The sequence below is a fragment of the uncultured Methylobacterium sp. genome, assembly GCF_964251405.1.
In the GTDB taxonomy this organism is placed as follows: Bacteria; Pseudomonadota; Alphaproteobacteria; order Rhizobiales; family Beijerinckiaceae; genus Methylobacterium.
Window position 1 is genome coordinate 40601 of sequence record NZ_CAXUJR010000001.1, and the last position, 22482, is coordinate 63082.

The following is a 22482-nucleotide window of genomic DNA, read 5'->3' on the forward strand; positions in this document are numbered from 1 at the left end:
CCGAGCTTCTCGTGGAACACGATGGTGTCGAGCTTGCCCAGCCGGTCTTCGAGCTTCACCGCCTTGTCGGTCTCGAAGAAGAACCGCGCGTCGGAGAGCCGGGCGCGCACCACCCGCTCGTTGCCCGCGGTGATCGCGAGCCCGCCGTCGCTTGCGACGAGGTTCGAGGTCAGGATGAAGGCGGGAGCCAGCGTGTCGGTCCCGACCTGCCGGAGCACGAAGCACTTCTGGTTGGCGCGGATCGTCGCCCGCACCGCCTCGCCGGGAATCTCCAGGAAGGCTTCGTCGAAGGTTCCGAGCAGCACAACGGGCCATTCCACGAGCCCGGCGACCTCCTCCAGCAATCCCTCGTCCTCGACGAGGTCGAGACCGCGGGCGAAGGCGAGGTCGCGGGCGTCGTGCAGGATGATGTCCTTGCGCCGGTCCGCGTCGAGGACGACGTGGGCGCGCTCCAGGGCCTGGACGTAGTCGTCGAAGCGGCGGACCTCGATCGGGCCGGGCGAGAGGAAGCGGTGGCCATAGGTCGTGGTGCCGGCCTCGATCCCATCGACCGAGAACGGCACCACGTCCGGAGTCTCGGTCTCGGGGCCGAAGGTCGCGACGATCGATTGCAGCGGGCGCACCCAGCGCAGGGAGCCGGGCTGCGCCGAGGCCGCACCCCAGCGCATCGATTTCGGCCAGGGGAAGCCGCGGATGACCTGAGGCAGGATCTCAGCGAGCACGTCGAGGGTGAGGCGGCCGGGGCGCTCGATGACGGCCACATAGAACTCCCCCTTCTTCGGGTCGGTGACGATGGTGGCCTGATCGAGGCTCGCCAATCCCGCGCTCTTGAGGAAGCCCTGGACGGCGCCCTCCGGCGCGCCGACACGGGGGCCTTTGCGCTCCTCGCGCACGTCCGCCCCACGGGCGGGGAGCCCGGCGACGTGCAGCGCGAGGCGGCGCGGTGTCGCGAAGGCCTTGGCGCCCTCGTACAGGGATCCGCGTTCGACCAGCGCATCGGTGACGAGCTTCCTGAGGTCGTCGGCCGCACGCCGCTGCATGCGGGCGGGGATCTCTTCGGAGCGCAGTTCGAGGAGGAGGTCAGGCATGGGATCAGGCGGCGTCCGAGATGATGTTCAGGATGTCGTTGGCGCGGAAGTACACTCTGTCACCCGAAAAGCGGCAGCTTTCTCCGAGATTGGTGCCGAAGCTTATGCCCCACCGCCCGCCGTCCGCAGCCAGGCCGCCCCGCACGCCTTCGCCAGTTCCCGCACCCGGAGGATGTAGCTCTGCCGCTCGGTCACCGAGATCACGCCGCGGGCGTCGAGCAGGTTGAAGACGTGGCTCGCCTTGATGCACTGGTCGTAGGCCGGTTGCGCCATGCGGTGATGCTCGGTCTCGGTGGTCGGCGCCCCGGCGCCGAGGTAGATCCGGCAGGCATCCTCTGCGTCCTTGAACTGGCGGAACAGCATCGCGGTATCGGCGGCCTCGAAGTTGTGGCGTGAATATTCCTGCTCGGCCTGGAGGAAGACGTCGCCGTAAGAGACTCGGTCGTCACCGGTTCCACCGTTGAAGTTGAGGTCGTAGACGTTCTCGACGCCCTGGACGTACATGGCGAGGCGTTCGAGACCGTAGGTCAGCTCGCCCGCCACCGGCGCGCATTCGAAGCCGGCGACCTGCTGGAAATAGGTGAACTGGCTCACCTCCATGCCGTCGCACCAGCATTCCCAGCCGAGGCCCCAGGCGCCGAGCGTCGGGCTCTCCCAATCGTCCTCGACGAAGCGGATGTCGTGAAGCCTCACATCGACGCCGATGGCGTCCAGCGACGCGAGGTAGAGCTCCTGCAAATTGGGCGGGTTCGGCTTCAGGATGACCTGGAACTGGTAATAGTGCTGCAGCCGGTTGGGGTTCTCGCCGTAACGGCCGTCCTTGGGCCGACGCGAGGGCTGCACATAGGCCGCCTTCCAGGGCTTCGGGCCGAGCGCCCGCAGGGTGGTGGCCGGATGGAAGGTGCCCGCGCCCACCTCCATGTCGTAGGGCTGGAGGATGACGCAGCCTTGGGCCGCCCAGAAGTTCTGGAGGGTCAGGATCAGCCCCTGGAACGATCGTTGGGGCGCGAGGTCGACGGCGCTCGACATGGATTGCGGTCCGGGTGCGGTGCGAGAGACGGGCAGCGTTTAAGTGGGCGTGACGCCCTGTCAACGTCGGACCAGTCCAGGGCCATGTGCGCTGGATCACGCAAATTCGCCAGGATTCGTCATAGAGCCGGAACCGTCCCGCTTGCAGCCAAGTTTATGCAGCAATCAAGGGGTCACGGACGTCTTCGGACAGTCCCGAGAATCGGAATTTCCTACCATGCGCCAGTCGTTCACGGTCTTCGCCGCCCTCCTCGCCGCCTCGCTTGTCGCGACACCTCTGGTGATCAGCGCAACGAACGCTCTGGCGACTTCCGAACACACAGAGACTGCGCAGCTGCCGGCTGCCGTCACCGTCATCGACGTTGCGCCGGTGGCCGCTCCCGTCGTGGCAGAGACCTGCCAGCGCAAGGTGCGGGTGGTCTATGCGGGCTATGCCGCGCCGGGTTGCACCACCTCGCGCTGACCGGCCGATCACAGCCCGAACCGCGCCCAGGCGGCGCGTTCGTCGAGAGCGGCGACCGCGTCCTGCGCCAGAGTGGATCCGGCAGTGCCGGGTCCGGCCCGCCTGAGCAGGCGCGCCACCAGCGAACCCTGGCGATCCGCCACCAAGGTGAGCTCGACCTTGTCGCCGAAGCGCTCCCTAAGGGTCGAGCGCACGTCGCCGAGCGCGTCGACGAGGCCGAGTTCCAGGGCCTGCCGTCCGGTCCAGACCGCCCCGGTGAACAGGTTCTCGCCCGCCGGGAGTTTCGGCCGGCGCTCGCGCACGAGCGAGGTGAACAGGTCCTGCACATCCGCCTGGATCTTGAGAAGTCGCGCCACGTCCGCCGGATCCTCCGGCCGGAACGGATCGAGCATGGCCTTTGCCTCACCCTGAGTATGGACGCGGCGCTCGACACCGAGCCGGTCGATCAGCTTATTGAAACCGAACCCGGCCGAGACCACGCCGATCGAGCCGACCAGCGAGGCCGGGTCCGCGACGATCTCGTCGGCGGCGCAGGCGATCATGTAGCCCCCCGACGCGGCGACATCCTCCACGAAGGCGAATACCCTGAGGTTCTTCTCGACGGCGAGTGCGCGGATGCGGCGATGGATGAGGTGTGATTGCGCCGCCGAGCCCCCGGGAGAGTTGATGACGATGGCGACCGCCTTGATCCCCTTCAGCGAGAACGCCCGTTCCAGGCTGCCGGCCACCCCTGCGAGGGAGAGCCCCGCCCGGAACGGCGACACCGCCCCGATCGCACCGCTGAGGCGGAGAACCGCCACGCGCGGCGCCGACTTCCGCCACCGGTTCGGACCCAGGGCACGAAGCCAGTTCGGGAGGGCTGTCAGCATGATCGCAGAGTCCGCGCAGGTGTGAGGCCGTCGGTGGCAGCAGCGGCCGCATCCTTAACACGCGAGATCGGCGGCGCCCCGCGCATGCGTCGCCGCATCCTCAGGACGAGGACCACGCTTCGCCGCGATGCAGGGCTTCGGCCTCCGGGGTGAAGCGACCGTCCGCGTTCTGCAGGACCAGCGGAGGGAGTAGTGTCGAAGGTCCGCGGCTGCCCTTCTGGGCGGTCATCAGAATGCGGATCGCCGGTCGTTCAGCGCGCGCGTGGACCGGGCGAATCGCCAGGGATCCGAAACGGTTTCGCAGACCGTCGAGGCATTCGCCCAATGCGTCGGCCCGGTGGATCAGTCCGAGCCGGCCCTTGGCGGCGAGAAGGTCGGCACAGGTTGCTATCCAGGCATCGAGGTCGCCGGTGCCGAAGCTGTGGGCCTGGCGCTTGGCCGTGACCGGCGAGGGCCGATGCCGGGCTTCGTCGAAGAAAGGCGGATTCGTCAGGACGAGATCCGCCAGCCCCGGAACGAGTCCGGCGGCATGACGCGCGGCCGCCCCGGCCAGGATATCGGCCTCGACGACGCGAACGCGGTCGGCCAGCCCGTTCAGCTCGGCATTCGTTCGTGCCAGACCGGCGACCTCCGGGTCACCCTCCACCAGCACGATCCGGCAGGAGGGGTCGAGGATGGCGACGGCGAGCCCCACCGCGCCCGTCCCGGCCCCGAGGTCGCAGATCGTGGCGCCGGGCTGCGGCGTCATCAGCCGGGCGAGCAACACCGCGTCGGTCCCGGCCCGGTGTGCGCCGCGCGGCGGCTGTCGGAGCCGCAGCCTCCCCCCGAGCCAGGCGTCGGCCTCGGGGCTCACGGGGCACGCAGCTCGTGCGCCAGGCCGGCATCGACGAGGAGCCGTCTCGCTTGAGCGGCATGGTCGTCGGGAACGAGCAGGCGGCGCGGGAAGGCCCCGATCGAACCCTCCATCAGGCTCATGTGGTTGTCGGCCATGAGGACCGGAATCTCGGCGACTTCGAGCAGCGACTGGGCAAAACCCATGAGGACGATGTCGTTGCTACGGATGAGTTCTGTCATGGAGCATGGGTCTCCGAACGCACTGTAAGGCCGTCGGCCATCCGGTCGCGGATCAGCCGATCTCGAAGAAGCTTAGCCTTTTTCGTTGCGGCATGCTGCGTGTTGCGGGCGCCGGGGCCGCGTGCCATGGGAGCCTGATAGAGGATGCCCGGTGCCTTCACGGACGAAGGATCGGGACACGGCCGGGGCGGCGGCCAGCCGGGTCCCTCGCGGACCGCTCAGCATGGAGGCTTGGCCCATTGGGTGTCGTGGTTCCCTTCGATGAGGGCCGCTCCGATCCGGAAGCGAGCCTGAACGATCTCGTCGCTCTGGTCGCCAAGGGGATGGAGCGCGTCAACGCGACGATCCTGTCCCGCACCGGCTCCGAGGTGCAGATGATCCCGGAAGTCGCGAACCACCTTATCGCGTCGGGTGGAAAGCGCCTTCGTCCGATCCTCACCCTCGCCACGGCGGATCTGTGCGGCTACGGCGCAGGAGAGGGCGCCGTGAAGCTCGCTGCCAGCGTCGAGTTCATGCACACCGCGACGCTTCTGCACGACGACGTGGTCGACGAGAGCGACATGCGCCGCGGCCGCGTCGCGGCCCGCATCAAGTGGGGCAACGAGGCCAGCGTCCTCGTCGGCGACTTCCTCCTCGGCCAGGCCTTCCGCATGATGGTGGAAGTCGGCAGCCTGCGGGCGCTGGACATCCTCTCGGCCGCCGCCACGGTGATCGCCGAGGGCGAGGTGATGCAGCTCACCGCCGCCAAGAACACCGAGACCAGCGAGGACGAGTACCTCGCCGTCATCCGCGCCAAGACCGCGGAGCTGTTCGCCGCCGCCTGCGAGGTCGGGCCGGTCCTGGCCGACCGCCCGCGGGCCGAGCAGGCGGCCTGCCGCTCCTACGGGATGAATCTCGGCATCGCCTTCCAGCTCGTGGACGACGCCCTCGATTACGGCGGCACCAGCGCGTCGCTGGGCAAGAATGTCGGCGACGATTTTCGAGAGGGGAAGATCACCCTGCCGATCGTGCTGGCCTTCCGGCGCGGCAGCGACGAGGAGCGCGTGTTCTGGCGCCGGACCTTGGAGCAGGGCGAGGTCGCGGATGGCGACCTCGACGCGGCCCTGGCGATCCTGCGGCGGCACCGGGCGCTCGAGGACACGATCGAACGCGCCCGTCACTACGGCGCCATGGCTCGCGACGCGTTGGCCTTGTTTCCGAACGGCCCGATGAAGTCCGCGCTCCTTAAGGTCGTGGATTTCTGCATCGCTCGGGCGCACTGAGCCTAAACGACCCTCGGCCCCGGACGATGATCCGTCGCTGCAACGCCGGGTTCAGGCGGCTGCAGCCCTGAGCTCACGCTTGATGGCTTCTCGGCTCGCTTCCGCGACGCCGTCGAGCACCACATTGCCCATCTCGTCGGACCATTCCGTGAGGAGCAGGTCGGTGGCGGACTTTCCCATCGGTGCGCCGAACAGGAAGCCCTGGCCATAGGTGCAGCCCTGGTCTGCGAGCCAATCGACGCTCGATGCGGTCTCGATACCCTCCGCCGTCGTGACGAGGCCGAGGCTCGATCCCAACGCGATGATCGCATCGACCAGCTTCGCTCTCTCCGACCCCAGCGGGATCGAGGCGACATAGCTCCGGTCGATCTTGAGCTTGTCAAATTTCAGCTCGCGCAGGTGGTAGAGGCTGGAATACCCGGTCCCGAAATCGTCCAGAGCGATCCGCACCCCGAGGTTCTGCAGGGACTTCAAAGCGACGCGGGCAGCTTCGAGGTCGTTGACGAGGGCCGTCTCGGTGATCTCGATCTCGAGACGGCTCGGTGCGAAGCCGGTCTCGGTCAGGATCGCCAAGACATGCTCGGGCATCTGCTTGTCCTGAAGCTGCAGCGGCGAGATGTTGATCGCGAGCTGCAGATGGGCCGGCCAGGACCGCGCGTCCCTGCAGGCCTGCCGCATCAGCGACCAGCTGAGGGCGGCGATCATGCCGGTCTCTTCGGCCAGGGTAATGAACTCGCTGGGGTTCATGAGCCCCTGGTCCGGATGACGCCAGCGGGCCAGGACCTCGAAGCCGATCAGTTCGCGGCCCGGCAGGGCGACGACGGGCTGATAGAATGGCTCGATCTCGCCGCGCTCGATGCCGGCGCGCAGCTCCTGCTCCAGCCTTGCCCGTACCTTCAGGGCGTGGCCCATCTCCGGTTGGAAGAACCGATAGGTGCTGCGACCGTCCCGCTTGCCCTGGTACATCGCGACATCGGCCGCATGCAGCAGCGAGTCCGAAGTTGCGGTCTCAATCGTGGCGACCGCGATCCCGACGGTGGCGCCGATCTCGAGATGGCCTGCCCCCCACGGGATCGGCTGCGACAAGGTCGTGATGATCTGCTGGGCGAGCCGGCCCACCGCCTCGCCGTCGCGACCATAATCGAACAGCACCGCGAACTCGTCGCCCCCGAGCCGCGCTCCGACGTTGCCGGATGCGAGGATCAGGCGGAGGCGATCGGACACGGCACACAGGACCGCGTCACCGGCCGCATGGCCGTGTACGTCGTTGACCGGCTTGAAGCGGTCGAGGTCGATCTGCAGAACCGCGATGCTGGGTACGCCATTCGCTCGGGCGAGGCGTGCGTCGAGCGTCTCCTTGAACAGCCGGCGGTTGGCGAGCCCTGTCATCGCGTCGTGACGCGCCACCGACTCGGCTCGGGCCCAGGCACCGTCCCGAGCCATCATGACGCGCCGCAAAGTGAATGACTTGCGGATCGATGCGACCACGACGCCCAGGGACATGCAGATGCCCAGCATCACGAGATGCTCGAGGCCGTGAAGGGCGGTAAACTGGAGGACGACGGCAAAGAGGCCGAGCTGGGTTCCGACGATCCAGACGCAGACGCCGATCATCATGAGCGAGAGCAGTTCGCGCAGTTCTCCCTCGGCCCATGAGGCAGATTGATCGTCGCTCATCGGTCGCTCCTGTTGCCCTCGTCTTAGCAACCGAAGTCTTTCCCGGCCGTAAACGGATATCCGTGGTTGCGTCCGTCGACACCGGCCCGCCGGAACCGACACGAGGCGAGTTCAGCGCAGCAGGGACGGCCTGACCCACCAACCCGGATTCCCGGCCCTGATCCGCCGCGCCGCCCGGATCACCGAAGCGCGATCGCCGAAGAGGCCGAAAACCGTGGCGCCTGACCCCGACATCCGGGCGAGCCGGCATCCGGGTTCGGCCCGGAGGGCATCCAGTGCCACGCCGATCACCGGAGCCACCGTCAGGGCCGGGGCCTCGAGGTCGTTGCGGGCGGGCAGGAGGCGATCGAGCGCTCCATCGATGCCGAGGCAGGCCGAGAAGTCCGGGTGAGGAGCGCCGCCGTGGCGCTGGCCCGCGGACAGGCCGAGCGCGCGGAAGACCGGGGCGGTCGCCACCGGGACGCCCGGATTGATCAGCAGCGCGGGCAGCGGCGCCAAATTCAGGGTGCCGCCGATGGACTCACCGGCGCCGAGCATCATGCGGGCTCTCGGCTCCAGGCAGACCGGGACATCGGCGCCTGTGCGGCGGGCCGCGTCCCGGACCACGGGATCGTCGATCGGAATGCCGTTGAGCCGGGCCAGGAGCCTCAGGGCGGCGGCTGCGTCGGACGAGCCGCCGCCGATTCCAGCCGCCACCGGCAGTCGCTTGACGAGATGGAACTCGCCCCACCGCAACCCCGGGACGGAAGCCTCGAGGTGACGGGTCGCCCGGATCACGAGGTTGTGGTCGATCGGCCCCGCAGGTCCCGCCGTTGGTCCCGAAACGGTCAATCCGAGGCGGTCGCCGGGATCGAGGATCAGCGTATCCCCCGAGCCGGTGAACGCCACGAGGCTTTCGAGCTCGTGGTATCCATCGTCCTCCCTGCGGCCGAGGATATGCAGGGTCAGATTGACCTTGGCCGGAGCGCGGGTGACGAGGCGGGACACGGGCTCTCGGTGGATCAAGGACGGGCGACGGCCGGGGCGTCTCGCCTATGGCCCGCCGCCGGCCCGACGGTCAAGCCGCCCGTCGGAATGGCTCAGCCGCCGCTCTTCTTGTCGGCCGCGCCCGGAGGTTCGTTGGGGGCGGGAGCGCCCTTGGGCAGCTCGGGGTTGGCCTCGGCGGCAGGCGGATTCTCCGCCGTGGCCGCAGGCTTGTCGAGTTCAGGCAAGCCGTCCTTGAGTTTGGCATTGATCTTCTCGAGATCCTCCGGCTCGGGGTTCAGGTCCTTGGCATGCTGCCACTGGAACTTGCCCTCGAGGCGCCGGCCGGCGCGCCAATAGGCGTCGCCGAGGTGGTCGTTGATCGTCGGGTCTCCGGGCTTCAGCTCGATCGCCTTCTCGAGCTCGCGCACCGCGTCGTCCCACCGGCCGAGACGGAAATACGCCCAGCCGAGGCTGTCGATGATCATGCCGTCGCGCGGGCTCGCATCCACCGCCTGCTTGAGCATGGTGAAGGCTTCGTCGATGTTGATGTTTTGGTCGACCCACGAATAGGCGAGGTAGTTCAGCACCTGGGCGCGGGCGCCGGGTTGGGTCGTCGGCACCAGTTCGAGGGCTTTCTTGAGGTCGGCCTCGGCCTTCAGCCATTCCTTGGCGCGCTCGTAGGCGGTGCCGCGGAAATAGAATGTCGTCCAGTAGTTCGCCGCGGGCTGCGCGCCGATGAGGTCGATGGCCCGGCTGTAGGTCCCCGCCGCCTCCGCGTATTTCTTGCGCGAGCGCTGGACGTTGCCGAGCGCGGTCACGGCGTCGATGTCGTTGGGATGCGCCTTCATCACGGCGTCGAGATGCTGGAGCGCCTCGTCGCCCTTGCCCATCTGCTCGAGGTTGAGGCCGACCTGGATGTCGGCGTTCAGCCGCAACGGCGACCCGGCCGGGATCTGGGCATAGGCCTCGTTGGCGCGCTCGGCCTGCTTCATGCGGTCGAGGAGGTCGGCCAGCGTCAGGCGGGCCAGGGCATGGTCGGGAGCGAGGTAGAGGGCGAGGCGCAGGTACACCACCGCCGGGAGCTCGTCCCCCTGCGTCGAGCCGGCCGAGCCGAGCCCATAAAGTACTTCGGCGGCACCCTCCTGCGCGGTCGTGATGAGGCGGCCGAGCGGCTTGCCGGCCTTCAGGCGGTCGAGGGCATCGCGCACGATCGGGTGGCGCGCCATCAACTGGTCGAACTCGGTATAGGCCTGGATGGCGACGTCGGTGCGGCCGGCCTGCGCTTCGAAGCGGCCGTAGGCGTCGACGATCCGCAGGGTGTTGTGGTCGGCGTCGTAGGCCGCCTTGAGGCGGCGCTCCGCCTCGGCCTGGTCTCCGACCACGCTGGCGATCAGGCCGGCATGGTAATCGCGAAAGGTGTTGTAGTAGCGCTCGCCCTTGAGCTTGGACACCGTCTCTATGGCGCGCTTGGCATCGTTGGCACCCGCATAGGCCCAGGCCGAGAGCAGTGTGCCGGTGAGGTCGGCCGCCGCGCCCTTGCCGCTGCGGGCGAAGTTCTGGCGAGCCTGGGCGAACTGAGCGGCCTTGATCTGGCGGACGCCGAGCGCGAGTTGGGCGAGGCCGTTGGAGCCGTCGCGGGCGGTGAGGCGTTCCGCCGTGCGGAACGCATCGGGGAGGGCGCCGTCGGCCAGAAGCGAGATGAAGGCGCGCTCCTGCAGCTCGGAGTTGCGCGGATCCGCCTTCAGGGCCTCGCGGTAGAACGTCGCCGCTGCGGCGGTGTCGCGGGACGCACCAGCGATGTAGGCGGAGAGGAAGTTTCCTTCGAGGGATTCCGCCGGCTCGAAGCTCGACACCGGAGCCGATTCCCGCGGCTGCATCGCCAAGGCCGGCCCACCGATGACGGCCACCGACGCGAGGAGCGAGAAGGCGAGCAGGGTCCGCCGTGCAGCGCTTGAGGTCATCGAGGTTCCGTTCATGAGCACCGATTTCCTAGACACTGATTTCCTGCACACGGGTCGCGACGCGCGCCGACCGACCCTCGGGACCGGCTTTCAATTGGCGGCGGACACTGAACTCATCACGCCATGCCCGCAAGGCCAAAGGATGACGCGAGGCGGCGCCTCGGGTTCGAGCCCTACATGTTGGGGTAGTTCGGCCCGCCCGGTCCCTCCGGCGTCACCCAGTTGATGTTCTGGTTGGGGTCCTTGATATCGCAGGTCTTGCAGTGGACGCAGTTCTGCGCGTTGATCTGGTAGCGCACCCCGTCCGCCGCGGCGGCCTCGGCGACCCATTCGTAGACCCCGGCCGGGCAGTAGCGCGCCGAGGGGCCGCCATAGATGTCGTGCTCCGAGGCCTTCTGGAGCGCCATGTCCCTCACGTTGAGATGGGGCGGCTGGTCTTCCTCGTGATTGGTGTTCGAGAGGTAGACCGAGGACAACCGGTCGAAGGTGAGCACGCCGTCGGGCTTCGGGTAGACGATCGGCTTCACCTCGGCGATCGGCTTGGTGCAGGCATAGTCCGGCTTCCCATGGGCCAGCGTGCCGAAGGGCGAGACGCCGAGCAGGGTATTGGCCCACATGTCGACGCCGCCCAAGGCCACGCCGACGAGGGTGCCGTAACGCGACCACAGTGGCTTGACGTTGCGCACGGCCTTCAGGTCGCGCCCGATCTCGCTATCGCGCCACCCGGCCTCGTAGTCGGAGAGCTCGTCGCCCTGCCTGCCGGCGGCGAGCGCAGCGCCGATGGCCTCGGCCGCCTGCATGCCGGAGAGGACCGCGTTGTGCGAGCCCTTGATGCGCGGCACGTTCACGAAGCCGGCGGAGTCGCCCACAAGGCAGCCGCCGGGGAAGACGAGCTTGGGCACCGATTGCCAGCCGCCCTCCATGATTGCCCGCGCGCCGTAGCCGATGCGCTTGGCGCCCTCGAACACCTCGCGGATCATCGGGTGGGTCTTGAAGCGCTGGAACTCATCGAACGGCGACAGGGTCGGGTTCTCGTAGTTGAGATGCGTGACGAAGCCGACCGAGAGCAGCCCATCGTCGAAGTGGTAGAGCCATGAGCCGCCGCCGGCCTTGTTCGGCAGCGGCCAGCCCATCGTGTGCTGGACGAGGCCGGGCTGGAACTTGTCCGGCGAGAGCTGCCAGAGTTCCTTGATGCCGAGACCGTATTTCTGGTGGTCGCTGTTCGCGTTGAGCTTGAACCGGTCGATCAGCGTCTTGGTGAGCGAGCCACGCGCGCCCTCGCCAAACACCGTGTACTTGCCGCGCAGCTCCATGCCGCGGGTGTAGTCGTCGCGCGGTTCGCCGGACTTGCCGATGCCGAGGTCGCCCGTCGCGATGCCGACCACCGCACCCTTGTCGTCGTAGAGAACCTCGGAGGCCGGAAACCCAGGATAGACCTCGACGCCGACCTCCTCGGCCTTGCGGCCGAGGAACTTCGCCACGTTGGAGAGCGATCCGACGAAGTTGCCGTGGTTGCTCATGAACTTCGGGAAAGCGAAGTTCGGCATCCCGACGCCGCTATTGGCGGTGAGGAACATGAACTCGTCGCGCTCGACCGCGGTCTTGAGCGGACGGTCCGGGTCCTGACGCCAATCCGGCACGAGCCTGTCGAGGCCGAGCGGGTCGATGACGGCGCCCGACAGGATATGCGCGCCGACTTCCGAGCCCTTCTCGACGACGACGACGCTGATCTCGTTGCCCGTCTTTTCGGCAATCTGCTTGAGGCGGATCGCGGCGGCGAGGCCGGCCGGCCCCGCGCCCACGATCACCACGTCGAAATCCATCGCCTCGCGTTCCGGCAGCGCCATTCCCGATGTCCCTTGCCCTGAATTGGTTTCTTGAGGCGGCTGGGCCGGCCTCAAACATCACGCTTCGTTACTCTCAACCCATTCCAAGGTTGGAAGGCAAGTCGATAGTTCATATCTAAACCGTCGCAGGGTTGAACTCGGCGGTGATCCTGCGACGTCGCCGCCAGCGGCAGAACCAGTTGTCCACAGGTAGGCCGCGCTCCACATAATGACCCATGAGCGAGACGCACGACGAGCGGCGCGACCTGATTGCCCATCTCGACTTCCACACCGAGGCCGGCGTCGATATCGCCCTCGACGACCATCCGCACGACCGGTTTACCGAGGTCGAAGTCGCAGCGCCTGCTCCGGTTGCCTCGCCAGGCCAGGATCGAGGCCAGCCTGCAGGCAAACCGCCGTTGCCCGGCTACGACGCGCCCGCTCCGACCGAGAAGCCCCCGCCACGGACCTTCGGCCGTTCGGCCTCGGCGAAACCGGAGGCGGCGGCGGGCGATGCCCGCGAGCGCGCCAAGGATTGCACCACCCTCGAAGAGCTCGAGGCATTGCTCGCCACCTTCGATGGCTGCCCGCTCAAATTCACGGCGAAGAACCTCGTCTTCGCAGATGGGAATCCGGCCGCGAGGCTGATGTTCGTGGGCGAGGCCCCCGGTGCCGACGAAGACCGGATCGGCAAACCGTTCATGGGGCGGTCCGGGCAGCTCCTCGACCGGATGATGGCGGCGATCGGCCTCGACCGCAGCAAGGCCTATGTCACGAACATCGTGCCGTGGCGCCCGCCGGGGAATCGTAACCCGACACCCCAGGAAGTCGCGATCTGCCGGCCTTTCATCGAACGGCAGATCGAGCTCGCCGAGCCGGATCTCATCGTCTGCCTGGGAAGCCCGGCGACGCAGGCGCTCACAGGCACCAAGGACGGCATCCTAAAGGCTCGCGGGCGCTTCTATCCCTATCGGGTCGGTACCCGCGAGATTCGCGCCCTGGCGACCTTGCATCCGGCCTATCTGCTGCGCCAGCCCGTTCAGAAGCGTCTCGCTTGGCGGGACTTCCGCCTGCTGCGCAACGCTCTCGACGGAAAGGCCTGAGGCGGGTAGGCCGGAGGCTCGCGGAACCGTTACGCTCGGCCCGGAATTACCTCCGGCAGCCTCGGCCCTAGGCCGCTGCGAAGACGTCCGGATATAAGTGGTAGCCTCGACATGCGCTGGCAGGATTTTCGCTCGTCCGACAATGTCGAGGATCGCCGCGACGAAGGTGGCGGCGGCGGGATCGGTTTTCCGGGTGGCGGCGCCGGCGGGCTCGGCATCGGCACCATCGTCATCCTGTGCATCATCGGCTGGGTCACCGGCATCAACCCCGCGGTGCTGATCGGCGGCGCCGAGCAGATGATGGGCGGAGGCGCACCTCGGCAGGAGCAGGTCGACCCACAGACCCAGGCCAAGCGCGGCACGAAGCCGACCGACGATAACGGGCGCTTCGCGGCCGCGATCCTGGGTAATACCGAAGATGTCTGGAAAGAGATCATGCCCAATCAGACCGGCAAGCAGTACCGGCCAGCCGGCATGGTGCTGTACACGGGTGGGACGCGCAGCGGCTGCGGCTCTGCCAAGGCGGCGATGGGCCCGTTCTACTGCCCGCTCGATCGCAAGGTCTACCTCGACACGTCCTTCTTCAAGGAAATGGAACGCAAGTTCGCAGTCAAAGGCGACTTCGCCTACGCGTATGTGATCGCCCATGAGGTCGGCCACCACATCCAGAACGAGCTCGGCATCCTCGGCAAGGTTCAGAGTCGTCAGCAATCCGCCCCGGACACGGAGTCGAACAAGCTGTCCGTCCGGGTCGAACTGATGGCGGATTGCCTGTCCGGCGTCTGGGCCAAGAACTCGGACAACCGCTTCAACTCCCTCGAGCCGGGCGACATCGAGGAGGCCATGCAGGCCGCCAGCGCCATCGGCGACGACAAGCTTCAGCAGCAGTCTCAGGGCTACGCCGTGCCCGACTCCTTCACGCACGGGTCGTCGGCACAGCGCATGCGCTGGTTCATGACCGGCTACAAGAGCGGACAGACCCGCTCCTGCGACACGTTCCGCGCCGCCGCCAACTGACATTGTCGGTTGGGGGAGATCCGGGGCTCGGGCGGGCCTAACCTTCCCGGCGCCGATACGACCTCGCTCGGCGCGGCCTCACTTAGGACAACCCGATGGTCGCCTCCGACAAGACCCGCGCCTTCATCCCCCTCTCGATCGCCGTGCTCACGGTGTCGGACACGCGGGTGGCGGAGGATGACCGCTCAGGGGATACCCTCGTCGAGCGCTTGACGGCAGCCGGTCATCACCTCGCAACGAGGGGTATCGTCCCAGACGAGGTTCCGGCGATCCGCGCGCGCGTGGAGGAGTGGATCCGCGATCCCGCCATCGACGTCGTCGTCACGACCGGCGGTACCGGATTCACGGGGCGCGACGTGACGCCCGAGGCGCTGGAGCCTCTGTTCGAGAAGCGGATGGACGGCTTCTCGGCCGTCTTCCATCGCATCTCCTACGACAAGATCGGCACCTCCACCCTTCAGTCGCGCGCCACCGCCGGGGTCGCGGGGGCCACCTACATCTTCGTGCTGCCGGGCTCGCCCGGGGCTTGCCGCGACGCATGGGACGGTATTCTCGCGGCGCAGCTCGACTACCGCCACCGGCCCTGCAACTTCGTCGAGATCATGCCGAGGCTCGACGAGCACCTGCGCCGCGGCGCGACGATCAGCGTCTGATCGGCCGTCCTCTCAGGGTCGTTCGAGGCGGGCCAGAAGACGGCGCGGCCGGATTCGCGGCGAGAAGGCGGAGCCGGAGAGCAGACGCTCCCGGCGCACGACGTCTCCGGCCCGTGGCTGGAGAGCTCCGATCACCGTCTCGCCGCGGGCGGCGATTCGTGTCGGCAAGGCTGTATGCGGGCGGCGTAGGCGCCCGAGGGCGATGTCGGGCCGCGCCGTACCGATGAAGCGATCGAGGGTTCTGATCCAGCCCTCGGCGAGCACGTCGCCCGCCTCCAGGCACAGCACCCATTCCCGCCGCGCCGCCTTGGCGCCCGCTGACCAGGGGCTCGATCCCCGCATCCTCACCACAAGGGTCGCGCCGGTGGCCTCGGCCACCGTCTCGATCGCTGCGCTGGCAGCAGGCACCACGATCACGGCATCGCCCACGAGCCCCGCCGCGACGCCGGCGACCAAGGCCGCGAGGGAATCGGCGAGGCGGTCGACGGCGCTCGGGTCGCTCGGTCGGGGAACATGGATCAGGCCCGAAATCATGTGCGCCCATACCGCATTTTTCCAGGACGCAAAGCTAGCGTGCCGCCGCGGCACTGCTGGAATGCCGGGCGATCCGTCCAATCGGTGCGATTGCCGAAAATACGGGCAGGAGCGGCCGATAGTGTTCTTGCTATGTTCCAGTCACGATATAGTCTCGCGGTAAGCGGTTTCGAGGAGGCGACCATGCGGGCTGACGGCAAGATCGATTACCTGGAGCTGCCAGGCAGAGATATGGCCGCGACCAAGGCCTTCTACACGGACGTGTTCGGGTGGTCCTTCGTAGATTACGGACCACGCTATGCCGCGTATGACGAGGGGCTGGATGGAGGATTCGACGGCGATCCCGAACTCGGTACCCGGGCGCCCCTGCCGGTCCTCTACGCGACGGATCTGAACGCCATGCAGGCGCGCGTGGAAGCGGCGAGCGGTATCATCGTGAAACCCATCTACCCCTTTCCGGGCGGGCGACGGTTCCACTTCCGGGATCCGGCCGGGAGCGAGCTGGCGGTTTGGTCGGAATCGTGATGCCGGGTCCCGATCGCCGCTGTTCTCGCCGGCAAGGCTGATGTCGTCCGTCGAGGCGCCGCGACGCCTAGCCGGCACGACCAGGCCGGCTTCCGAGCGTCGAGGACGCGGTGCCACAGCGAATCCAGACGGCCGCTGCGAGGCGGCCCGACACGAACTCTTCGACGACGGCTGGGAGGGGGGTTCCGAGGCGCCGCGCCTGCAGACACAGGTGCTGCCCGAGCAGGCACGAACCATCATCACCCGCAACGCGTCTCCCGACATCTCGTTCGATCGCTCGATCAATCCCTATCGCGGCTGCGAACACGGCTGCGTCTACTGCTTCGCTCGGCCCAATCACGCCTATGTCGGATTGTCGCCGGGCCTCGATTTCGAGACCCGGCTCTTCACCAAACCGAACGCGGCGCGGCTTCTGACCCGGGAGCTCTCCGCCCCTGGCTACCGCCCGGCACAGATCGCGCTGGGGACGGCGACCGACCCCTACCAGCCGATCGAGCGATCCCATCGCATCACGCGGGAGATCCTCGAGGTTCTGGCGGCGTTCCAGCATCCCGTCGCCATCGTCACGAAGTCGAACCTCGTGGTGCGGGACATCGACATCCTGGCCGAGATGGCGAGGCTGCGCCTCGTCAAGGTCGCGGTGTCAGTCACGACCCTCGATCCCGTCCTCGCCCGCCGGATGGAGCCGCGGGCTCCCCATCCCGAGCGGCGCCTCGACGCGATCCGTCGATTGTCCGCGGCCGGCATCCCCGTGATGGTGATGGCGGCACCCGTGATCCCGTCGCTGAACGATCACGAGATCGAGGCGATCCTGGCCCGCGCCAGGAAGGCCGGGGCCGGGGAGGCGCATTACGTCCTCCTGCGCCTGCCGCACGAACTCGACGACCTCGTCGGCGACTGGCTGAGCGAGCATTATCCGGGCCGGCGCCGGCACGTGCTCTCGCTCGTGCGGCAGGCCAGGGGCGGCAAGCTCTACGATGCCGCCTACGGGGAGCGCATGACCGGCGCCGGACCTTATGCCGCCCTGATCCGCGACCGCGTCCGCCTCGCCAAGGAGCGCCTCGGCTACCCGAGCGAACGCCTGAGGCTGGCGACCGACCTGTTCGCGGTGCCGCCCGCGCCCGGCGATCAGATGACGCTGTTCTGAAGCGGTCCACCGTGGCGCTTCGTGAAGCTGACCCGGTGATGCGGCGAGCGCCCGGCCAGCGCCAGGCCTGCGAGATGGGCCGCCGTGCCGTAGCCGACGTTGCGCTCCCACGCATAGGCCGGGTGCCGCGTTGCCAGGATGCGCATGATGCGGTCGCGCACCGTCTTGGCCACGATGGAGGCGGCGGCGATCTGCGGCACCAGTCGGTCCCCGCCCACCACCGCCCGGCACGGTTGGGCGAGGCCCGGAATGGCATCGCGGCCATCGACCAGCACGGGCGCGTCGAGCCCGAGGCGCTCCACCGCCCGCCGCATGGCGTCGAGGGTGGCGGCCCGGACGTTGATCCGGTCGACGAGCGCCCGCGATCCCGCCGCCAGAGCGACGAAGGCCGACGTGCGGATCAGCGGCGCCAGGGCCTCGCGCATGGACCGGTCGAGGCGCTTGCTGTCGTCGAGGCGAGCGAGCAGGGTCGTGGGGATCTCGGCGGGGTCGAACCACACGGCCGCGACGACGACCGGCCCGCACAGCGCGCCGCGCCCGACTTCGTCGCAACCGATGACGGCTGGATATCGCGTGGCCTCGGTGGGGTCGAACGGCGGCATGTGTTTCTCTTGCGACGCGACGGTCGAGGAACCATCGCATTCCGCATCGCCGCCGTCATCCGAGTTGGCTGTGCTCCATTGCGCCGACGACGGGATGCGCATGGCGATCGCGCTGCCGCGGCGGCATTCCGTGTGCCTGCTCGATATTGCCGAAGAACTGGCGCGCGCTCTCGGCCCACGTGTAGCGAAGGGCTTCGGCGCGGCAGGTCTCGCGCGTGATGTCCAATGCCGCCAGCGCGGCGGCGCGCAGGTCGTGGGCGAGGATGCCGGCCCCGGTCCCTCCGATCACGTCGAGGGGGCCGGTGACCGGATAGGCGGCCACCGGCAGGCCCGAGGCCAAGGCTTCGAGGAGCACGATGCCGAAGGTGTCCGTGAGGCTCGGGAAGACGAAGACGTCGGCCGCGGCGTAGACCCGGGCCAGATCCGGGCCGGTCCGCATGCCGAGGAAGTGCGCGGCCGGATGGAGGGCGGCGAGCCTTGCCCGGTCGGGGCCGTCGCCGACGACCACCTTGGTGCCGGGCAGGTCGAGATCGAGGAAGGCCGCGACGTTCTTCTCGACGGCGAGTCGCCCGACGAAAAGGAAGATCGGCCGCGCCAAGCCGTCGAGGGCATCGCTCGCCTGCGGGCAGAAGAGGTCGGTGTCGACCCCGCGCGTCCAGCGCATGAGCCCGGTGAAGCCTCGGCCGGCGAGTTCGCGTTCGAGGGAGGGCGTGCTCACCATGATGCCGTTCGAGGCGCCGTGGAAGCGCCGCAGCCAGGCGTAGCTCCAGGCTTCCGGCACCGGCAGCCGCGCGGCGAGGTATTCGGGAAAGCGCGTGTGGTAGCTCGTCGTGAAGGGGCGGCCACGGTCGAGGCAGAACCTGCGGGTGGCGTAGCCGACCGTCCCTTCCGTAGCGATGTGGACATGCGTGGGCGCGAGCTCCTCCCAGAGACGGGCGACCTTGGACTTGGTGGCGTAGGACAGCCGGATCTCGGGGTAGCCCGGCAGGGGGAACGACGCGAAATCCTGGTGGGTCAGGAAGACCGTGTCGAAGCCGAAGGCGCGTCCGGCCTGGGCCATGTGCTCGAGGGAGCGCACGACGCCGTTGACCTGCGGGTGCCAGGCATCGGTGGCGATGAGCAGCCTCACGCGACAGCCCGGGCCTCGCCCCTATCCATCTGCACCGGCACGGCGATCTCAAGATCGCGGGCGCGCAGCAGGCTCGGGTAGTGCAGCACCTCCATGGTGCCGTCGTAATGCTCGACGATGGCGGTGCAGGATTCCACCCAGTCGCCCGTATTCAGGTAGGTGAGGCCGTCGATCTGCCGGTTGGCGGCATGGTGGATGTGGCCGCAGATGACACCGTCCGCACCCACACGCCTGGCTTCGGCCGCGAGCAACTCCTCGAACTTGCCGATGAAGTTGACCGCGTTCTTCACCCTCAGCTTCGCCCAGGCCGAGAGCGACCAATAGGCGAGCCCGAGGCGGCGGCGCACGGTGTTGAGGTGAGTGTTGATGAAGAGCGCCGCCGTGTAGGCGCCGTCGCCCAGGAAGGCGAGCCACTTGGCGTGGCGCACGACCATGTCGAACTGATCGCCGTGGATCACGAGGTAGCGCTTGCCGTCGGCGGCCACGTGGACGCGCTGGTCGGCGATTTCGATGCCGCCGAAATTCGCCCCGATGTAATCGCGCAGGAACTCGTCGTGGTTGCCCGGCACGTAGATCAGCGACGAACCCTTGCGCACCTTGCGCAGAAGCTTCTGGACCACGTCGTTGTGGCTCTGAGGCCAGTACCAGCCGGACTTCAGTTGCCAGCCGTCGACGATGTCACCGACGAGATAGATCTCGTCGGCATCGAAATCCCGCAGGAAGTCCAGCAGCAGGGCGGCCTGACAACCTTTCGTGCCGAGGTGCATGTCGGACAGGAAGAGCGTTCGGACGCGGATCGTCTTCTCGTTGTCTTCGCTCACGGTGATCTCTGGGCGTCTGCTTCTGCCGTGAGCCAAACCGGATTCCCGTATCAGTTTGATGACGTGGGCGGATCGGGTGGCTGGCCGACGCCTTGGGTCGCCGTCGATCGGTTCGGTTCACCGATCGTCGAACGCCGCGCGTGCACCGCAATTTTTTGAGTCGTACGGGCAAGTTTTTTCCGTTTTCCTTGAGGGCCGAAGCCCGCCATATTGCGTGCGCGGTGAGGTGGCGAGAGCCGGGCATTCGCACGCCTTCATGCGAGGGCGAGCGGTTCGGAAGTCGTCCGGGTCCGCGCACCTGTTCACCAACGCGGTGATCGGATCCTTTCGCCCCTCTAGGAGACGCGGACGCGAGAGCGTAGGACCAGCCGACATCGACGAACCTGGCCTGAGCCGGCCGCCCACCCCTTCATCGATCCAGTGTGCCGCATGTCCGCGGCCCAGACGAACCTAGGAAACCGGAGACATCATCATGGCGGCAACGAGACGGCCTGGTCGCAATCACCTGTTCGTGCCCGGCCCGACGAACATCCCCGATCGCGTTCAGCGGGCGATGATGGTCGCTTCGGAGGACCATCGTTCGGTCGACTTCCCGTCGCTGACGAAGCCTCTGTTCACGGACACCAGGATGGTGTTCGGCTCCACCGACGGCACCATCATCCTGTTCCCGGCCTCCGGCACGGGCATCTGGGAATCGGCCCTCTCCAACACGCTCGCCCGCGGCGACAAGGTTCTGTCGGCCCGCTTCGGCCAGTTCAGCCATCTCTGGATCGACATGGCCCAGCGGCTCGGCCTCGACGTGATCGTCCAGGAGGAGGAGTGGGGCACCGGCGCTGATCCCGAGAAGATCGAGGAGGCCCTGCGCGCCGACAAGGGGCACGAGATCAAGGCCGTCATGGTCGTCCACAACGAGACCGCCACGGGCGTCACCAGCGACATCGGCGCGGTGCGCAAGGCGATCGACGCGGCCGGGCACCCGGCGCTGCTGTTCGTCGACGGCGTCTCATCGATCGGTTCGCTGCCCTTCTACATGGACGAGTGGAAGGTCGATTGCGCCATCGCCGGCTCGCAGAAGGGCCTGATGCTGCCCGCCGGCCTCGGCGTCATCTGCATCAGCCCCAAGGCCCTCAAGGCCGCCGAGGGCTCGGCCGGCCGCAACGACCGCCTCGCGCGGGTCTATTTCGACTGGGCCGACCACCTGAAGCAGAACCCGTCCGGCTACTTCCCCTACACACCCTCGCTCCCGCTGCTCTACGGCCTGCGCGAGGCGCTGGCCTGCCTCAAGGAGGAGGGGATCGAGAACGTCTATCACCGGCACCACGTGCTCGGCGAAGCGACCCGCCAGGCGGTGGCGGCGTGGGGTCTCAAGACCTGCGCCAAGGAGCCCAAGTGGAACTCCGACACGGTCACGGCGATCCTGGCGCCCGAGGGCGTCGACGCCGCCGCGATCATCAAGCACGCCTATGCCCGCTACAACCTGGCGCTCGGCGCCGGCCTGAGCAAAGTGGCCGGCAAGGTGTTCCGGATCGGCCACGTCGGCGACCTCAACGAACTCTCGCTGCTCGGTGCCATCGCGGGCGCCGAGATGTCGATGCTCGACAACGGCGTGAAGGTGCAGCCCGGCTCCGGCGTCGCTGCCGCATCGAGCTACCTGCGCGAGAATCCGCTCGCCAAGTCGTAAGGTTCTGAAAATTCGGGGGTCGGTATCGCGCCGGCCCCCGTCGACTGGCATGTATCCGCGTTACGCCGCGCCCGGCGCGGGACGTCACCGAGAGTTCCCATGACGCACAAGATCGTCTTCCTCGACCGTGAATCCCTCGACGCCACGGTGCGTGAATTCAGCTTCCCGCACGAGTATACCGAGTACGAGTCGACATGGACGCCGGACGACACCGTCGAGCGCCTGAAGGGCGCCTCGATCGCGCTGATCAACAAGGTGCCGATGCGCGCCGAGACGCTGGCGAAGCTTCCCGACCTCAAGCTGATCGCGGTCGCCGCGACCGGGACCGACGTCGTCGACAAGGCCGCCGCGAAGGCGCAAGGGATCACGGTCGTCAACATCCGCAACTACGCCTTCAACACCGTGCCCGAGCACGTGATCGGCCTGATGTTCGCCCTGCGCCGTGCGATCGTGCCCTATGCCAACTCGGTACGCCGGGGCGACTGGGCGAAGTCGACCCAGTTCTGCTATTTCGACTACCCGATCCACGACATCGCCGGCTCGACGCTCGGCATCGTCGGCTACGGGGCGCTCGGCAAGTCCATCGCCAAACGCGCCGAGGCGCTCGGCATGAAGGTCATCGCCTACGACGTGTTCCCGCAGCCGGGCCTCGTCGATTTCGAGACGATCCTGACGGAATCCGACGTCATCACGCTGCACGCGCCGCTGACGCCCGAGACCCGCAACATGATCGGCCGCGCCGAGCTCGCGAAGATGAAGAAGACCGCGCTGCTCATCAACACCGCCCGCGGTGGCCTCGTCGACGAAGAGGCCCTGGCCGAGGCCCTCAAGGCCGGCACCATCGGCGGCGCTGGCTTCGACGTGGTGATGACCGAGCCCCCAAAGGACGGCGACATCCTGTGCGAGCTCGACCTGCCCAACCTCATCGTCACGCCTCACGTGGCCTGGGCGAGCAAGCAGGCGATGCAGATTCTCGCCGACCAGCTCGTCGACAACGTCGAGGCCTTCGTGGCGGGCAAGCCGCAGAACGTGGTCGAGGGATAAGCCGGTCGGGA

At 67.8% G+C, this 22482-nt stretch carries 22 protein-coding genes; 9 read left to right on the plus strand and 13 right to left on the minus strand.

The window, feature by feature from the left end:
* Together glyS and ACFE7U_RS00205 are read right to left on the minus strand one after the other, a co-directional pair.
* The coding region (glyS, locus tag ACFE7U_RS00200) for a glycine--tRNA ligase subunit beta (protein ID WP_375407709.1) at window positions 1–1088 on the minus strand (1088 nt) is incomplete at its 3' end.
* Between the two features lie 102 nt (window positions 1089–1190).
* Entirely contained in the window at window positions 1191–2117 is a 927-nt protein-coding gene (locus ACFE7U_RS00205) for a glycine--tRNA ligase subunit alpha (protein ID WP_375407710.1), read from the minus strand.
* Window positions 2118–2334: 217 nt separating this feature from the next.
* Between ACFE7U_RS00205 and ACFE7U_RS00210 the strand changes: the two genes are divergently transcribed.
* Window positions 2335–2580 (plus strand): hypothetical protein, encoded by a 246-nt coding sequence (locus ACFE7U_RS00210; RefSeq protein ID WP_375407711.1) that lies wholly within the window; start codon window positions 2335–2337, stop codon window positions 2578–2580.
* A gap of 8 nt (window positions 2581–2588) precedes the next feature.
* Here the strand turns inward: ACFE7U_RS00210 and ACFE7U_RS00215 are convergent, their stop codons facing one another.
* From ACFE7U_RS00215 to ACFE7U_RS00225, 3 genes are all read right to left on the minus strand, one after another.
* Entirely contained in the window at window positions 2589–3449 is an 861-nt protein-coding gene (locus ACFE7U_RS00215) for a S49 family peptidase (protein WP_375407712.1), read from the minus strand.
* Window positions 3450–3549: 100 nt separating this feature from the next.
* The gene (locus tag ACFE7U_RS00220) at window positions 3550–4302 is read right to left on the minus strand and encodes a tRNA1(Val) (adenine(37)-N6)-methyltransferase (protein WP_375407713.1); all 753 of its coding nucleotides are present in this window, start codon (window positions 4300–4302) and stop codon (window positions 3550–3552) included.
* On the minus strand, window positions 4299–4523 hold the full coding sequence (locus ACFE7U_RS00225) for a DUF2007 domain-containing protein (RefSeq protein WP_375407714.1): 225 nt from the start codon (window positions 4521–4523) through the stop codon (window positions 4299–4301). Before ACFE7U_RS00225 ends, ACFE7U_RS00220 begins: the two co-directional genes overlap by 4 nt.
* 239 nt (window positions 4524–4762) lie before the next feature.
* On the opposite strand from ACFE7U_RS00225, the gene ACFE7U_RS00230 reads away from it, so the two are divergent.
* The gene (locus ACFE7U_RS00230) at window positions 4763–5785 is read left to right on the plus strand and encodes a polyprenyl synthetase family protein (RefSeq protein WP_375407715.1); all 1023 of its coding nucleotides are present in this window, start codon (window positions 4763–4765) and stop codon (window positions 5783–5785) included.
* A 51-nt stretch (window positions 5786–5836) separates the two neighbouring features.
* On the opposite strand, the gene ACFE7U_RS00235 is transcribed toward ACFE7U_RS00230, so the two are convergent.
* The 4 genes from ACFE7U_RS00235 to ACFE7U_RS00250 form a co-directional block, all read right to left on the minus strand.
* Complete coding sequence (locus ACFE7U_RS00235) at window positions 5837–7462, minus strand: putative bifunctional diguanylate cyclase/phosphodiesterase (RefSeq protein WP_375407716.1); 1626 nt, start codon at window positions 7460–7462, stop codon at window positions 5837–5839.
* A 111-nt stretch (window positions 7463–7573) separates the two neighbouring features.
* On the minus strand, window positions 7574–8449 hold the full coding sequence (locus tag ACFE7U_RS00240) for a 4-(cytidine 5'-diphospho)-2-C-methyl-D-erythritol kinase (protein WP_375407717.1): 876 nt from the start codon (window positions 8447–8449) through the stop codon (window positions 7574–7576).
* Between the two features lie 92 nt (window positions 8450–8541).
* Complete coding sequence (locus tag ACFE7U_RS00245) at window positions 8542–10389, minus strand: tetratricopeptide repeat protein (RefSeq protein ID WP_375407718.1); 1848 nt, start codon at window positions 10387–10389, stop codon at window positions 8542–8544.
* A gap of 173 nt (window positions 10390–10562) precedes the next feature.
* A complete protein-coding gene (locus tag ACFE7U_RS00250; RefSeq protein ID WP_375407719.1) occupies window positions 10563–12236 on the minus strand; it encodes an electron transfer flavoprotein-ubiquinone oxidoreductase in 1674 nt (557 codons plus the stop codon).
* 215 nt (window positions 12237–12451) lie between these two features.
* On the opposite strand from ACFE7U_RS00250, the gene ACFE7U_RS00255 reads away from it, so the two are divergent.
* The 3 genes from ACFE7U_RS00255 to moaB all read left to right on the plus strand — a co-directional run bounded on the left by ACFE7U_RS00255 (window position 12452) and on the right by moaB (window position 14988).
* Complete coding sequence (locus ACFE7U_RS00255) at window positions 12452–13318, plus strand: uracil-DNA glycosylase family protein (RefSeq protein WP_375407720.1); 867 nt, start codon at window positions 12452–12454, stop codon at window positions 13316–13318.
* Between the two features lie 111 nt (window positions 13319–13429).
* The gene (locus tag ACFE7U_RS00260) at window positions 13430–14335 is read left to right on the plus strand and encodes a neutral zinc metallopeptidase (protein ID WP_375407721.1); all 906 of its coding nucleotides are present in this window, start codon (window positions 13430–13432) and stop codon (window positions 14333–14335) included.
* 95 nt (window positions 14336–14430) lie between these two features.
* Entirely contained in the window at window positions 14431–14988 is a 558-nt protein-coding gene (gene moaB, locus ACFE7U_RS00265) for a molybdenum cofactor biosynthesis protein B (RefSeq protein WP_375407722.1), read from the plus strand.
* 12 nt (window positions 14989–15000) lie between these two features.
* On the opposite strand, the gene ACFE7U_RS00270 is transcribed toward moaB, so the two are convergent.
* Window positions 15001–15522 (minus strand): hypothetical protein, encoded by a 522-nt coding sequence (locus tag ACFE7U_RS00270; RefSeq protein WP_375407723.1) that lies wholly within the window; start codon window positions 15520–15522, stop codon window positions 15001–15003.
* A 183-nt stretch (window positions 15523–15705) separates the two neighbouring features.
* Between ACFE7U_RS00270 and ACFE7U_RS00275 the strand changes: the two genes are divergently transcribed.
* Both ACFE7U_RS00275 and ACFE7U_RS00280 read left to right on the plus strand, forming a co-directional pair.
* Window positions 15706–16047, plus strand: a complete 342-nt coding sequence (locus ACFE7U_RS00275; protein ID WP_375407724.1) for a VOC family protein — start codon at window positions 15706–15708, stop codon at window positions 16045–16047.
* A 40-nt stretch (window positions 16048–16087) separates the two neighbouring features.
* Window positions 16088–17194 (plus strand): PA0069 family radical SAM protein, encoded by a 1107-nt coding sequence (locus tag ACFE7U_RS00280; protein WP_375407725.1) that lies wholly within the window; start codon window positions 16088–16090, stop codon window positions 17192–17194.
* On the opposite strand, the gene ACFE7U_RS00285 is transcribed toward ACFE7U_RS00280, so the two are convergent.
* Genes ACFE7U_RS00285 through ACFE7U_RS00295 form a run of 3 tightly spaced genes read right to left on the minus strand, consistent with a single transcriptional unit; the run spans window position 17176 to window position 19746 of the window.
* Window positions 17176–17796, minus strand: a complete 621-nt coding sequence (locus ACFE7U_RS00285) for a ribonuclease HII (RefSeq protein WP_375407726.1) — start codon at window positions 17794–17796, stop codon at window positions 17176–17178. The genes ACFE7U_RS00280 and ACFE7U_RS00285 overlap by 19 nt on opposite strands.
* 55 nt (window positions 17797–17851) lie before the next feature.
* Entirely contained in the window at window positions 17852–18925 is a 1074-nt protein-coding gene (locus ACFE7U_RS00290; protein ID WP_375407727.1) for a glycosyltransferase family 4 protein, read from the minus strand.
* Window positions 18922–19746 (minus strand): UDP-2,3-diacylglucosamine diphosphatase, encoded by an 825-nt coding sequence (locus ACFE7U_RS00295; protein ID WP_375407728.1) that lies wholly within the window; start codon window positions 19744–19746, stop codon window positions 18922–18924. The genes ACFE7U_RS00290 and ACFE7U_RS00295 overlap by 4 nt, the downstream gene beginning before the upstream one ends.
* A gap of 472 nt (window positions 19747–20218) precedes the next feature.
* Here ACFE7U_RS00295 and ACFE7U_RS00300 point away from each other — a divergent pair, with 472 nt between their 5' ends.
* Window positions 20219–21427, plus strand: a complete 1209-nt coding sequence (locus ACFE7U_RS00300; protein ID WP_375407729.1) for an aminotransferase class V-fold PLP-dependent enzyme — start codon at window positions 20219–20221, stop codon at window positions 21425–21427.
* A gap of 99 nt (window positions 21428–21526) precedes the next feature.
* Window positions 21527–22471: a D-2-hydroxyacid dehydrogenase gene (locus ACFE7U_RS00305; protein ID WP_375407730.1), complete on the plus strand. Its 945-nt coding sequence runs from the start codon at window positions 21527–21529 to the stop codon at window positions 22469–22471.
* Window positions 22472–22482: the final 11 nt, after the last annotated feature.